General features: G+C 45.6%; 12 protein-coding genes. 1 reads left to right on the top strand and 11 read right to left on the bottom strand.

Features of this window, described 5'->3' with window-relative positions; all coding sequences use genetic code 11:
* Window positions 1-36: 36 nt before the first annotated feature.
* The 11 genes from K401_RS0120860 to K401_RS0120810 form a co-directional block, all read right to left on the bottom strand.
* Complete coding sequence (locus tag K401_RS0120860) at window positions 37-1,797, bottom strand: peptidoglycan D,D-transpeptidase FtsI family protein (RefSeq protein WP_024294780.1); 1,761 nt, start codon at window positions 1,795-1,797, stop codon at window positions 37-39.
* 74 nt (window positions 1,798-1,871) lie between these two features.
* Complete coding sequence (locus K401_RS0120855) at window positions 1,872-4,028, bottom strand: peptidoglycan D,D-transpeptidase FtsI family protein (RefSeq protein WP_034620591.1); 2,157 nt, start codon at window positions 4,026-4,028, stop codon at window positions 1,872-1,874.
* Between the two features lie 40 nt (window positions 4,029-4,068).
* Window positions 4,069-4,551 (bottom strand): cell division protein FtsL, encoded by a 483-nt coding sequence (locus tag K401_RS0120850; RefSeq protein ID WP_024294778.1) that lies wholly within the window; start codon window positions 4,549-4,551, stop codon window positions 4,069-4,071.
* A gap of 200 nt (window positions 4,552-4,751) precedes the next feature.
* Window positions 4,752-5,690, bottom strand: coding sequence for a 16S rRNA (cytosine(1402)-N(4))-methyltransferase RsmH (gene rsmH / locus K401_RS0120845; protein WP_024294777.1), 939 nt, complete (start codon window positions 5,688-5,690; stop codon window positions 4,752-4,754).
* Window positions 5,687-6,112 carry a division/cell wall cluster transcriptional repressor MraZ gene (gene mraZ / locus K401_RS0120840; RefSeq protein WP_024294776.1) on the bottom strand — a complete coding sequence of 142 codons (426 nt, stop codon included), beginning with the start codon at window positions 6,110-6,112 and terminating at the stop codon, window positions 5,687-5,689. The genes rsmH and mraZ overlap by 4 nt, the downstream gene beginning before the upstream one ends.
* 301 nt (window positions 6,113-6,413) lie before the next feature.
* Entirely contained in the window at window positions 6,414-7,331 is a 918-nt protein-coding gene (locus K401_RS0120835; protein ID WP_027352367.1) for an ABC transporter permease, read from the bottom strand.
* A gap of 8 nt (window positions 7,332-7,339) precedes the next feature.
* Window positions 7,340-8,404, bottom strand: coding sequence for an ABC transporter permease (locus K401_RS0120830; RefSeq protein ID WP_024294774.1), 1,065 nt, complete (start codon window positions 8,402-8,404; stop codon window positions 7,340-7,342).
* Window positions 8,405-8,407: 3 nt separating this feature from the next.
* Entirely contained in the window at window positions 8,408-9,928 is a 1,521-nt protein-coding gene (locus K401_RS0120825) for an ABC transporter ATP-binding protein (RefSeq protein WP_024294773.1), read from the bottom strand.
* Window positions 9,929-10,008: 80 nt separating this feature from the next.
* Window positions 10,009-11,052 carry a BMP family protein gene (locus K401_RS0120820; protein ID WP_024294772.1) on the bottom strand — a complete coding sequence of 348 codons (1,044 nt, stop codon included), beginning with the start codon at window positions 11,050-11,052 and terminating at the stop codon, window positions 10,009-10,011.
* 248 nt (window positions 11,053-11,300) lie between these two features.
* Window positions 11,301-12,044 (bottom strand): response regulator transcription factor, encoded by a 744-nt coding sequence (locus K401_RS0120815; RefSeq protein WP_024294771.1) that lies wholly within the window; start codon window positions 12,042-12,044, stop codon window positions 11,301-11,303.
* On the bottom strand, window positions 12,022-13,836 hold the full coding sequence (locus K401_RS0120810) for a cache domain-containing sensor histidine kinase (protein ID WP_027352368.1): 1,815 nt from the start codon (window positions 13,834-13,836) through the stop codon (window positions 12,022-12,024). Before K401_RS0120810 ends, K401_RS0120815 begins: the two co-directional genes overlap by 23 nt.
* Before the next feature lie 310 nt (window positions 13,837-14,146).
* On the opposite strand from K401_RS0120810, the gene K401_RS0120805 reads away from it, so the two are divergent.
* Complete coding sequence (locus K401_RS0120805) at window positions 14,147-14,533, top strand: VOC family protein (RefSeq protein WP_024294769.1); 387 nt, start codon at window positions 14,147-14,149, stop codon at window positions 14,531-14,533.
* The last annotated feature ends 170 nt before the right edge of the window (window positions 14,534-14,703 follow it).

Raw genomic sequence — 14,703 nt, 5'->3', positions numbered from 1 at the left:
ACACAGTTAGTAGTATACGTCTTTTTGCCTGAATAATCAACCATAGATTCGAAACGCCGAAGCAGTTTTTTCCTCTGTTGGCTCGATTCCCAGGTATGGAAGAATATTCTTGAAAATGTCTGCAATGACCGGTGCAGCAATGGTTCCGCCGTAATAAATCCCCTCAGGTTCATCGATGGTAATCAGGGCAATCACCTGTGGATTATCAGCCGGGGCAAAGCCCACAAAAGACGAAATGTACTTTTTCAGACTTCTTGGAAGTTTTTCGGAGGTGGCTGTTTTTCCGCCCACCCGATAGCCGTCGACCTGTGCCTTTTTTCCGCTTCCTTCTGCAACAACCTGTTCCAGGATAAAACGCATGGTTTCGCTTGTTTGCGGAGATATAATCCCTTCTTTCACAGGATAGGTAAAGTCATGGACAGATTCTCCATCCGTGCTCACAGACTTCACTCCAAAATGGGGAGTAACACGGTTTCCGCCGTTAATAATTGCGGAAGCTGTGGTGATTAACTGCATGGGAGTGATCTGAAAAGACTGGCCAAAAGAAACGGTTGCCAGCTCCACAAGCCCCATATCATCTTTTTTATGCATGATGGTAGATGCCTCGCCGGGAAGGTCGATCCCGGTTTTTCCCTTTAAACCAAACTGCTCAAAATATTTATAGTAATTATCCACTCCAAGCCTCTGCCCTACGTCGATCAAAACAGGGTTGCAGGAATTCATCATCCCCTGGAGAAAGGTCTCCGAACCGTGGCCTCCCACCTTGTGGCATCTGATTTTTCTGTCCTCCACCACCCGGAAACCGGGGCATGAAAAATGGTCATCAAGCTTTACCACTCCTGATTCCAGCCCTGCGGCCGCAGTGACGATCTTAAAGGTGGAACCTGGTTCATAGGTGTCGTTAATACAGGGATTTCTCCACATCTTGTTTAACAAATCCTGTTTTTCCTTGTCAGTTGCCGGCACTTCTGCATCTACACTTAGTGTAAACGGATCATTTAAATTAAATTCAGGTGCATTTACCATTGCCATAATCTCCCCATTCTGAGGATTCATGACAATGATCGACACTCTTTTTGCGCCCTTTTTCTCCATCACCCGATAAGCCGCCTGCTCACAATACCGCTGGATATTGACATCCAGGCTGATATATAAGTCCTGTCCCGCCACAGGCTCGATCCTGTCTTCTGCCGCATTTTCAATCTCAATTCCGGCCGCATCGGACATGGTCAGGATTTTTCCGTTAAGTCCTTTTAAATATTGTTCGTATTTTACTTCCAGGCCAATGATTCCCTGGTTATCTCCTCCCGTAAAGCCAAGAACCGTAGAAGCAAGGGTATCATAAGGATAATACCGCTTATAATCCTCATCCACCTTCACACCTTCTAAATGATAGCTTCGGATCTGATCTCCCAGAGCCTTGTCTACATTGGTCTTAATAATTTCCCTTGAACTGTACTTTTCTACCTTTTTCCGAACTTCTTCCTCTTGCAGGCCCAGCTCCTTTGAAAGGACCGCCACAACCTCATCTGCCTTTCTGATCTGGTTATGTATGACCGATATGGTGCATACCGTCCGGTTGGTGGCAATGACCACCCCATTGGCATCAACAATGTTTCCTCTGGCCGCTTTTATGGTCCTTTCCCGTTCATGAAGGTCTAATGCCATGGCACCGTAATGTTCAGAACGGAAAATCATTAGAAAAATAAGCCGCCCCATAAGTCCTGTCATGGCAAGAAATAACAGGAAAAACAGGATGGCTATTTTCTCTCTGTGATGTGTCTTATTCGAACTCATGCACTGCTCCATCACCATTATTTCTACAGTATATGAATTTCCGGAGTTTTTATGAGTTCTTTGAAAAAAGTTCCTTATTGTGCTGTAGTCTCTTCGGAGGGCAGCGCTGCCGGGAGATTGGAATCATCATCTCCTTCTTCCCTGTTAACGTATTCTTCAGAAGGATTTAAATACTCATCCGGAACCGGAGTTCCGTCTTCCATGGTAGGAACTTCACTGGTAGTTTCTTCTGTGCCTGATTCTTCTGATGGGGTATCTCCCTGGGAAGCGCTTTCCGTCTCACTGGTTATGCCTTCCTGATCCGGAAGCTTTGCCGCCTCATCCGGCAGCGGTGAGGATTCCGTATCTGTATCCGGAAATACATTTAAATAAGGAAGGATTTCAGTCATGATCTTTTCAAAAATCTCACTGGCATAGGTACTGTGAGGCTGATCCTCCACATGAGGTTCGTCAACTACAACGTAAACCAGAACCTGAGGATTATCCGATGGAGCGTATCCGCAGAAGGATACCACGTAATTGGTCTTATCACGGGGAATCTTCTCTGCAGTGCCAGTTTTCCCGGCAACTTTATATCCCACCACCTTTGCGGCTCCTCCGGTTCCTCCCGGCGCATTGACGGTCTTAAACAGTGCTTCATTGATGAACTTGGTAGTGGATTCGGATACTGTTTCCCTGACCAGGACCGGTTCGACCTTCTTTATGACGGAACCCTGCTCATTAAGGATCTGCTTCACCACATGAGGCTCATAATAGGAGCCTCCGTTAATTACGGAACAATAGGCGGCAGCCATCTGGATCATGGTAGAACTGAAATTTTGTCCAAAGGCGTTGGTCGCAAGATCTGTAGGTCCTGCGGTATTCTGGGTATAGACCAAAGTCTTGTTGTCCGCCTCTCCCGGCAGATCGATCCCGGTCTTGGAACCGAAACCAAAGATCTGCTGATACTTGTAGAATTTTTCTTTTCCCATCTGCTGGGCGATCCGCATCATGACCACGTTGCAGGATTTCATCAGGCCTTCTTCCACAGTGATAAGGCCATGTCCATACCTGCTGACGCAGTTGATCTTATGTCCTCCCACCTCAAGGAATTTGTTGCACTCATAAGTTTCCTTTCCGGTAATAGCCCCCTCTTCCAGGGCAGCTGACACGGTAAATATCTTTTCCGTTGACCCCGGCTCGAATCCGTCGCTGATGCAGAAATTACGCCAGGTCTGGTTCCAGGCCACCTGGGTCCCCAGGGACATGATTTCCTCATTGCTGTAATGCTGGGAAACATTTGCTTCTGTCAAAGGCTGGGCATCTTTATTCTTTCTCTTGTAATCATCCATGGCTTCCTTGATCCCAAGCTGGCGCAGCACCTCATCGGTGTACTCCGGCCTTAATGTCCTGGGATTGTTTAAATCAAAAGCCTTGTCATTTGCCATAGCCAGGACCTCACCGTTATTAGGATCCATAACGATTACACCAACACGTTTGCTTCCTGTCGTCTGCTCCCATTCACTGATGTATTTCTCAACGATCTTCTGAATGTTGGCATCCATGGTAGAAACCACGGTATTGCCGTTGGAAGCAGGCTTTATGACTCTCTCCAAATTGGAGTCGTCATTTAAATAGCCGTATTCTCTTCCGTTGGTTCCCATAAGGGTCGTATTATAGAACTGTTCGATCCCTCCTGTTCCATCCATGCCATCCCCATTGGCAAAGCCAATGACGTTGCAGCCCATGGAGTTATAGGGATACACTCGTTTGTACTCATCCTCAAACCAGATTCCCTTAATGGCCTTCCCGCCTTTTTTCAGTGTTTCTGACTGATCCTTCTTGTACTTTTCATATTTTTCTTTATCGTCATAAGTAAGCTGCTTTGCATAGCGCACATACTGTTTATCTTTCTTTTCCTGAATCAGATTCATGATCTCTGTCCGGTCATAGCCAAAGCAATCGGTTAAGGCTGTTATGGTCGGCTCCAGAAAAGCTTCCTGGTCTGACATGATCTGTTTTGGATCCAGGATCAAGTTATATACCTTTTCACTGGTTGCCAGATAGGTCCCATTCCTGTCCATGATGTCCCCGCGCTTAAAGGGAATGGTACGGCTGTCATATTCCTGCTGAGACAGCACGATCTGGTTGTAATCTTCCTTTTTATTTGTCATCAGATTATACAGGGTCATAACTAATGCAAACAAAGCCAGCGTAATTACCAGAACAGTAATCGCCAGCTTTTCCTGCATATAACGGGGAAATACCTTACTCTTTTTATTTCTGATTTTGTTAGTGTTTCGGGATATCCTCATTCTGTCTTACATACTCACTTTCCGTCTTATCATAGTGAAGGATCTGATCTTTATTCGCATAGACCATACCAAGTTCCTCAGTAGCCACTTTGTACACATGATCTAAATCGACGGAAGTGTTGATGTTCATTTCCAATGCATCATTTTCAGTTTTCAAATGTTCCAGTTTTGCTTCTAAAAGCTCAATGCCATGAATATTGGCTGTAATAGAGGACTGCAAATGCAGATAATTTACGCACAGACAGAGGGTGCAGACCGCAGCAACGGTCAGCATGACCACATAAGGCAAATCCATCTGCAAGGCTTTTTCACGGTTTCTTCTGACCTGATGGTTAACTGATGGACGACGTTTTTCTTCCGGTGTATGGACCGGCAATTCAACCGGCATGGATTTACGAACAGTGTTTCCCTGTACGTAAGTGGAATTCCCATAGGAACGCATATTTTTTCTTGCAGCCACTCTCTCTTCCTCCCTTTGTTTATCGGATATTCGCAATCCGCTTTGCTACTTGCTCACAGTGTGCCCAGCTTCACCGGGCATAATCTCATAGCTGCAATTGCTGCTTGTCAGTTGGGGCTTGCCCCTATTCTGACACAAGTAAGTTCCTGCCCGCCATTTATGCCTTTCCTACTTGGAAATGAGGGTCTTACTTAATGAGGTTAAATCCGTTCAAATACACGAAGCTTTGAACTCTTTGAACGTTTGTTTTCTTCTATCTCTTCTTCTGACGGTATAATAGGCTTTCTTGTAATGACCTTGCCTTTGCTCTTCCTTCCGCAGACACAGACAGGAAAATTCCTTGGGCAAATGCATGGGTCTTCATTGGTCTTAAAGCTCGTCTTCACCATCCTGTCTTCCAGGGAATGAAAGGTGATAATGGACAGCCGTCCTCCCGGATTTAACAAATCAATCATAGTATCAAGGGACTTGCTTAAAACCTCCAGTTCCTTATTCAGCTCGATCCGTATAGCCTGAAATGTCCGTTTGGAGGGGTGTCCCCCCACTGCTCTTATCTTGGCAGGGATCGCTCCCTTGATGATTTCCGTTAATTCTCCTGTTGTCTCAATGGGCTTTACCTGCCTGGCCCTTACAATGTGCTTTGCAATATTCTTTGCAAACTTATCCTCACCATAATCCCGTATGATCCGGTATAAGTCAAATTCACTGTAGGTATTGATGATATCAGCCGCCGTCTGTTCATTCCTCTGATCCATCCGCATGTCCAAAGGCGCATCATCTTCCCTGTAGGTAAATCCTCTTTCCCGCATGTCAAGCTGAAAAGAGGATACCCCAAGGTCTAGGTAAATTCCGTCCACCCTTTCTATTTCCAAATCCTTTAATACCGTTTGTATATTTTCGTAATTGCTTCTTACGACTGTCACCTTATCTTCATAAGCCTTCAACCGTTCTGTGGCTGCTGAAATAGCATCCCCATCCTGATCAATTCCGATTAATCTTCCGTAAGTTCCCAGGCGCTTACACACTTCCAAAGCATGTCCGCCGCCTCCCAGCGTTCCATCTACATAGATTCCGTCTGGCTTTACATTCAGGCTGTCAATGGTCTCATAAAGCAGCACTGACTTGTGTTCAAACATCATATACCAAGTCCTTCCATAGCTTCCGCGATTTCTTCCATATCTTCATAGGTATTGGCTGCTATCCATGCATCCTTGCTCCAGATTTCAATACGGCTTCCCACTCCCACGAGAACTGCATCCTTGTCAATCCCCGCATGCTCTCTTAAGACTGACGGAAGTAGAATCCTTCCCTGCTTGTCCACTTCACAGGTGGTTGCTCCGGCCAGAAAGAACCTGGAAAACTTTCTGGCATTGGTGTTGGTCAGGGGCAGGCTTTTCAGCTTATTTTCCAGGGTGATCCACTCATTGTTATCATACACAAATAAACAGCCATCTAGTCCCTTCGTCACAACGAATTCTTCTCCCAGCTGCTCTCTGAACTTCGACGGGACAATAAGACGTCCCTTTGCATCGACCGTATGATTGTATTCACCCATGAACATACCAATCACCTGCTTGTACATTGGTAGGGTTTTGGACCACTATCCCACCATTTTCTACCACTTTGCACCACTTTCCTCCACTTATGGTTTAATTCTAGTACATTTACGTGGAAATAGCAAGAACAATTTCGTAGAAATTTCAATTTCGTCCAGATATCATGTAACTGCTGACAGACAGCCTTTTATTTCTTCCAGAAAATGGAAAAAAGGCACCTCCTGAGGCAGTATGGGTGGAACACACTGGTCAGGAAATGCCTGTTTTTTTCATATTTTTATACTATAAGATGTCTTTCTTTCAGCCTTAGTTTTCTTTGCTGTATGCGACTCCCAGTTTTGCCGGCACATTAAAATTCCTTCTGGACACGGTCAGCACAATGGTCAGGAGATAAGGCATGGCAATGAATAATTCGTTGGGGAAATAGCTTCCGCCTCCCACGGACTGCATATAAATGGCGATGGCTTCTGTCAGCCCGAATACCACGGTTCCTGCAACAGCTCCTTTTGGATTCCAGTTGCCTAAAAAGCATATGGCAAATGCGATCCAGCCCCTGCCGCCGATAATATTAGTGGTGAACATTCCCAAATATCCCACAGAGTAAAATGCGCCTGCAATTCCTCCCATAACTCCGGCCAAAAGAACGGTAAAGAACCGGACCGCATTCACATTGATACCGGCCACATCCACTGCTTCCGGATTTTCCCCGGTAGAACGGATGGTCAGCCCAAAGGACGTCTTAAATAAAAGGAAATAGGAAGCAGGAATGAGGAGATACACCACATAGGTCAACACATTCTGCCGGAAAAACACCGGTCCCATGACAGGGATCTGACTGAGAAAGGGGATTGCAATCTCAGGCAGAGGGCTGATTTTAAGAGGAGTGGTGGGAACGCCGAACAATACCCTCTGCAAATAGGTGCAGATTCCCGCTGCCAGCACATTAATGGCGGTACCTGTTACAACCTGATGCTGCTTCAAATAAATACATACTACGCCATAAACAGCTGCAGCCACAAGCCCTGAAAGAATCGCAGCAAGGATACCGATAAATGCACTGCCAGTCAAATAGGTTCCCACAAATCCACCCCAGGCTCCCATGAGGAATATCCCTTCAATGGCAGTAACCATCATGCCCGAACGCTCCGCGATCACTTCCGCAATGGAGCCAAACAGCAGGGGTGTACTCATCATCAATGCACGTTTTAATAAGCTTATGATCATAACCTGTCTCACGCTCCTTTCTGAAGCCTGCGCTTCTCTCTCCTGTTTTCCAGATAATGCCGGAAGAAATAGGATATGATAACGAACAGCATGACAAATCCCTGCATCAGATCAACAATGCTTGCAGGAACATTGACCCCTGGCATTCGCCCCATGAGATTTCCCATGACGCCCAGCGCCCCGAATAATACAGAGGCTAAAATGATTCCAATGGGATTGGCATTGGCCAGTATGGCGATCCCTAAGCCGGCGGAACCCACTCCGCTGTTAAAATCCTGGATCAGCATATGCTGAACGCCGTTTACCTCTGTAAATCCGGCAGCTCCTGCCAGGGCGCCGCTGATAAAAAATGCGGTCACAAAGATTTTGTTTGAATCAATTCCTGACATCCTGGCTGCGGAAGCATTGCTTCCCACTGCCCGGATCCGGTATCCAAGAGGAGTCTTATAAAGCAGCACCCAGATTCCGATGGCAGCCAGAACCGCCAATACAAATCCGATATGCAGCCTGGTTCCCTTTACAATGACCGGAAGCCATGCTGCCCTTGATATGGCATCTGTCTGGGGGTATTCCCCCTTGGATTCCTTTAAAAATGTACGCAGCAAATAATTCATCACCGCCAAAGCAACATAAGTGGACATCATGCTGACCAGAAATTCATTGGCTTTATAGCGCGCCTTTAAAAACCCGATCAAAGCTCCCATAAGACCTCCTGCCAGTGCTGTTGTAAGGCATACAAGGATCAAAAGAAGGGCTGTGGGGACCTTGCCGTCAAGCTGCAGGGACAGGGCAATGGCCGCAACAGAACCCATATAAAATTGGCCCTGGGCACCGATGTTAAATAAGTTGGCCTTAAAGGTAAACGCAAAGGCCAATGCAGTAAATATAAGAGGCGTTGCCTTTAAAAACACTTCTCCCATGGTGTACTTATCCGTAAACATGGTCTTAATGGAATATACAAATACTTCTCCCGGATTGATATGCAGCAGCATAAGCATGAGGCCGCTTAAGAGCAGGCCGGCAATGATGGCAGCAGCATTTGTCACGATCATGTCCCTGATTTTTGTATTCATGCTTTACGCCTCCTTCTCCTCTTTGTAGCCGGCCATTAACAGACCGATCCGTTCTGTGCTAAGCTGGTCATGGTCATAGATTCCCATAAATGATCCTTTGTAGATCACGGCAATCCTGTCGCAAAGCTGGAAAATCTCCGACAATTCTGTGGATACCAGAAGAATCCCTTTTCCGTTTTTCCGCTCTGCCAGGATATTATTATGAATGTTATTGATGGCACCTAAATCCAGACCTCTGGTGGGCTGGTCCATGATCAGCACCTTTCCTGCGTTTCTCACTTCCCTGGCAAGGATGACTTTTTGCTGATTGCCTCCTGATAAGCCCTTGATCTGTGCATCAGGTCCCGGTGCCTTGATATCAAATTCGTCGATGGTTTTCTGCGTGTCATTTTGCAGTTTCTTCTTATTTAAAAAGCCATGGACGGTCCATGTTTTATCAAAGCTGGTTTTTAACATCATGTTTTCAGCAAGAGTCATCTCTCCTACCATGGCATCCCGGTAACGGTCTACAGGAACGTATCCGATTCCCAGATCAATCCGGTCCCTTACAGAAGCAGAGGTAATGTCCCGTCCGTTTAAAAGCACTTTTCCGGAAGTGGCTGGTAAGCTTCCGCAGATTACTTCGCAAAGCTCCTCCTGGCCGTTTCCGCTCACCCCCGCCACTCCGAAGATCTCACCTTCCATGATCTGGAATGACAGATCACTTAAAAGAGGGGGTTCCCCTTTGCGCTGTACTGTGACAGAATCCAGTTCCAGGCAGATCTTCCTTTCCTTCTGCCCTTCCTCCAGCTCCCGCTTCGGGGCCACCATTTCCTTTCCCATCATCAGCCTGGTCAGCTCCACCTCATTGGTATCTTTTGCTGAAAGGTCTCCTGTAAGCCTTCCGCCTCTCATAACAATGATCCGGTCCGCCACCTCCATGACCTCCTTCATCTTATGGGTGATGAAGATAACAGAATTTCCTCTGGCAGTATATTCTTTTACAAACTCCATCAGGGTATCGGCTTCCTGGGGTGTCAGCACTGCCGTAGGCTCATCCATGATCAGCAGGCTTGTCTTTAAATAGAGGGCTTTTAAGATCTCCACCTTTTGCTGCACTCCTACTGCAAGCTCCTCCACCTTTGCATCCACAGGAATGCGAAACCCATACTGGGCCGACAATTCTTCAACTTCCTTTTTACATTTTTCATAATCAATGATGCCGTTTACATTGCCTAAAATAATATTTTCCGTAACCGTATGGGCGGATACCAGGGAAAAGTGCTGCTGTATCATGGAAATTCCCAGAGCCATTGCGTCTTTTGGGGAAGTGATCTTCTGTTCTTTTCCATCCATTAAGATCTGCCCCTCATCAGCCCGGTAAAGACCATAGAGGATCTTCATAACCGTGCTTTTTCCTGCCCCGTTTTCTCCTAACAGAGCCAGCACCTCTCCTCTATTTACGGAAAAAGAAATGTCCTTGTTTGCCACAACCCTGGCAAAATATTTTGATACGTTCTTTAATTCAAAAAACGGTGTATTCACGAAGCTCCTCCTTTTTAAACGATGAGGGCGGCCCAGTTTAAACAATCCTGTTTTCTCCTGGGGCAGCCCTCCGGTACTTCCTATTTTTCAAACATCGCCTGTAAATCTACCTTTCCATCCTTAAAATCCTTGATTCCCTGATCAACAGCATCCTTAATGTCCTGGGAAATATTATCGGTATAAACCGGCACAAAGATATCTTCATTAATACCTGCTTCATGAACCATATTTCCGGAAAGCTTGCCATCCATGTAAAGTCCCAGAGCCCAGGTATAGAAATTCTTAAAATCAAAATTAACAGAAGCTACGACAGTATTGGGATCAATGGTGGTCTGGTCGCTGGAAAAACCGATGAATTTCGCGCCTTTCGCTTTTGCTGCCTCAATGCTTCCAAGTCCAACCTCATTGGCGTATACAAACAGGGTGTCAGCTCCGTTGTCGATCATCTGCTCGGCCATCTGTTTGCCAAGGGCTACGTCATTCCAGCTGTTTGCATAGGCTCTTGTAGCCTTTGCGCCGGAAATACCGCGGCTCTCTGCGATCTTAACCGAATTCTTTTCATATACATCCATCAAATGCTCCATAGGCTCGTTGGGGAAGCCTCCGATGGTTGCAAAGTTTCCGTTCTCTGTCACATTTCCCGCAAGGATGGAAGCGATGTAGCTGGCTTCATATTCCTTTGGGAAAATGGGCGCCACATTCTCTCCGTCGCATTTGGAACCGTTTACAGCACAAAAAGTAGTGTTCTTATAATTGGGAGCCACCGCAGCTACCGCTTCATCAAACTGGGAACCTGCTGCCATGATTAAGTCGTAGCCCCGCTCCGCATATTCACGGAAGGTTGACTCATAATCAGATGCCTGCACGTTTTCAACATACTCCATTTTGGTGCCCAGCTTTTCGTTGCAGGCGGTAAGCCCTGCATAGTTGGTTGCATTCCAGCTCTGGTCATTGATCGGCCCTGGGAGGATGAGGACAATTTTATAATCAGCCGCGCTTTTTCCTCCTGCTTTAGCCTTTGTTTCAGCTGCACCCTCTGTTTTTCCGTCCGTACCGCAGCCGCTTAGCACCAGTGCTGCTGCTGTTACCGCTGCCATAAGTAATGCGCCAAATCTTTTCTTCATACGAAGTTCCTCCTTTTTTGCGTCTGACCCGAATAATATCTGACAGCTATTCACCACTGATATCATTCACAGACGTTTGCGAATTGTTTGTGATAATAGATTATCATTTCCTGGTATTTATCACAATTCTATCAGATTACTATTTACTCCAAAATATTATGTTTTTTGTTATTATGACTAAATAAAAGAAAGACAGGAGTTAATTTTTAGTTAATTTCCCGTCTTTTTCTTAAGTTTATCCAGATAATTTAACGCCTGTTCCGGTACTCAAGAGGCGTGATCCCATATGCCTTTTTAAAGGCACTGCTAAAATATTTCGCCTCTTTGTACCCTACCATTTCCGCCACATCTGCCACTTTATATTCTACATGGTTTAAATAGAACTTTGCCTTTTGCATCCGGTATTCGGTCACGTATTCCATGAGATTCTTCCCGGTATGACGCTTAAAAAGCTCACATAAGTAATTAGGAGAGAGATGGAGCTCCCTGGCCATATCCTTCAGCGTGATCTTGCCTCCGTAATGAACCTCAATATACTGGATGGCTTTCACCACAAGTAAATTCCCAATCTCATTTTCCCCATCTGCCGCCTGGCCCTGTCTCCCCTCATATTCTGGGGCTTCCGGCAATAGCTCCCTTTCCACCTCCCTTAACACGGAAAGAAGTTCCCTGGGGTCTGTGGGCTTTAACAAATATCTGGTCACTCCCAGTTCAATGGCTTTCTGGGCATAGGAAAAATTGCTGTACCCGCTTAAGATGATGATGCGGATATTTAAGTTCCTCTCCCGGATCTGGCGGATGAGCTCAAGGCCTGAGACTTCCGGCATTTTTATATCCGTAATGATCACATCAGCTTCCAGTTCATACAGAGCCTTTAAAGCTGAATGGACATCTTCAAATACCCCGGTTACTTTAAAACCTTCCTGGGCTTCCAGCAGCTTAAAAAGTCCTTTTCTGATTTTAGGTTCATCATCCACGATGATCAGCTTCATATCTTGCGTGTTCTCCTTTCCCTTCTCCTGATTCCGTTACAGTCCGGTGATTTTTCGGTATGCGCAGGCTTACAATGGTTCCTTTTCTATAAGTACTTTCTATGGCAATCCCATAAGGTTCCCCATAATGGAGACGGATACGCCGGTCCACATTCCTGACCCCGATTCCCGTATGGCCTTCCTTCTCCATATCAGGCACATCCTCCCTTAAGTGCCGAAGCTGTTCAGGAGTCATACCCATTCCATTGTCCTCCACCGTAATGAGCATCTCATCCCTAAGATTTTTTATGACGATTTTGATATTCCCCTTCTGTTTTCTCGGCTCAATTCCATGGGTGATTGCATTTTCCACAATGGGCTGTAAAATCAGTTTGGGAACTTGAACCTCTGCTAAGTTTTCTTCTGATTCCACAGAATATTCCAGCCGTTCTTCCAAACGGTTTTTTTGGATTTTTAAATAACAAAGCACATATCCGATTTCCTTTTCAAGAGGTACAAAGGCATTTTCATCCTCTATGCTGTAACGCATAAGACCGGCCAGGGAAAGGATGATGTCGCTGATATCATATTCTTCCCGGTCAATCAGCATCCAGTTGACAGAATCCAGGGTATTATAAAGAAAATGGGGATTAATCTGTGCCTGGAGAGCCTGGACCTCCGCATTTTTCTGGGCGATCTTTTCCTGATACACCTGCCTGATTAAGGTATTGATCTCTTCCAGCATGTAATTGAAGGATTCCGTCAGTTCCCCGATTTCATCCTTTCTCTTATTGGGGACACGGACGGCAAAATCTCCCTTCTGCACCTGCCCCATTGCCTTTGAAAGCCGCTTGATAGGCCCTGCCATGGCATAAACCAAAAGGATGATGACAATGGCAATGCCAAAGGTGCTTACCATTCCCACCAGCCATATGGCTTTGTTTAAATCTCCTGCCTGGGGAAACAGCCCTTCAAAGGGTATGGCTGAATAAGATTTCCAGCCTGTTATGCCGTTATATTGTCCGCAGACATAATACTTCTTGCCGTTCCATATCAATTCAAAGCGACGGATCCCCCGTTCGAACCGGTCATTGATTTCTTCCTGCCATCCGTTATTTATCTTGGGATTGCTGCAGATTATCTGACCCTTCTGGTCTAAAATAAACAGGTACTGGTACTGAAACAACCCCTGGTTTCCCAAAAGCAGATTACTGAACATATCCGGATCCAGTTCGATCACCATGACACCTAAGTTTCTTTCCTCCTCCTTGTCCTGGATAGCCCTGACAACGGTAACTGCCTGTTGTTCTTCCCCTGACGGTGAAAAAAGCTTTGGCATGATTCCTGTCCATACAGGCTTATTGTTTCTGCCGCTTAAAGCCTCATCGTAGCTTTCTAGTGCTTTCTTTGAAATAAATTTGGATCCTACGGTATCAGCTGTTGTATACATCACCCGGGAGGTATTAATGATGGAAATATCCATCTCTTCACCAACCGATTTAATAAGGCTTCTGCAGTAATCATCAAGATACGTACGGCTGACCTGCTGATCTCCCTCATCCCAGCCAGGAGCGCATGCATCCCGCACAAGCTGGCTGGCCACCGCATTGTCAAGAATCTCCATAATATAGCGGACCTTAACATTGATATTGATATCAATGCGGTTAATTGTATCTGACATTTCCTGCTTTTTATTCTTTTCAACAATGGCTTTGCTATGGGAAAAGGAGAGACTCCCTATAATAGCCCCTTCGATCATGGCTGTGACAATAAACACCAGAGTCAATTTCATTCGGAACGACAAGTGCTTCATTTTCCCACCTCCGGACATATTTCACCGTCTGATTATCAGTTTTCGACAATACTTAGATAAATATTACATCCCTCTGCGAATTGTGTCAAATTGCTTTTGGTTCAATCGCAATTTCTGCTACCCTTTTTTTCGTGAATAAAGGAACTGTCTGTCATGATATGGCATTGATGCAAAAGCATTTATCATTGGCTGTCAGCTATAAATATGTTACACTTCTTTTATATCCACCGTGTATGAAATGATTGAATCCTCGGTAAAAAGAATGAAGAACAAATAAACGTTGTTGATGTGGGGAAAGGAGTGCTGTTTTATGTGGTTAGGAGCAATTGTTTTGGATTCCGGCAACTCGGAGGAATTATCAGATTTTTATCAGAAATTATTGGGTTGGACAAAGGAACGGCAATTTTTTGAAGATGAAACATGGATTATTGTAAAAAGCTCTGAGGGACAAGGTACGCCACTGGTATTTCAGGAGGTCAGCGATTACGCACCACCAAAATGGCCGGCTGTTAAAGGTGTCCAGCAGCAAATGCTTCACTTGGATTTTTATGTGAAAGAAGCAGATTTGGATAAAGAGGTAAGCCGCGCGATCTCCTGCGGGGCAGTTTTGTCAGAAATACAATTATCAGAAAGCTGGAAAGTGATGCTTGATCCTGCCTGTCATCCCTTCTGCATCATACCGCTTCCGCCAAAATAAACAAAAAAACAACATAAGAGGACGGGCCGTACCCTTGTCTGCCTGCTTCCCAGCCAGGCCATTGCGTCCCGCCCTGAAACGACAACGGCTCCCATATGCTGTCGTTTAAAATTCTATAAACCTACTGTTATCGCCAGCAAATGCGCTGGCAAAAAAAGCTTCCCCCAATC

The organism is Lacrimispora indolis DSM 755, assembly GCF_000526995.1.
GTDB lineage: Bacteria > Bacillota > Clostridia > Lachnospirales > Lachnospiraceae > Lacrimispora > Lacrimispora indolis.
Note: the sequence above shows the minus strand (reverse complement) of the source record. Positions and strands in the feature narration are given on the sequence as shown.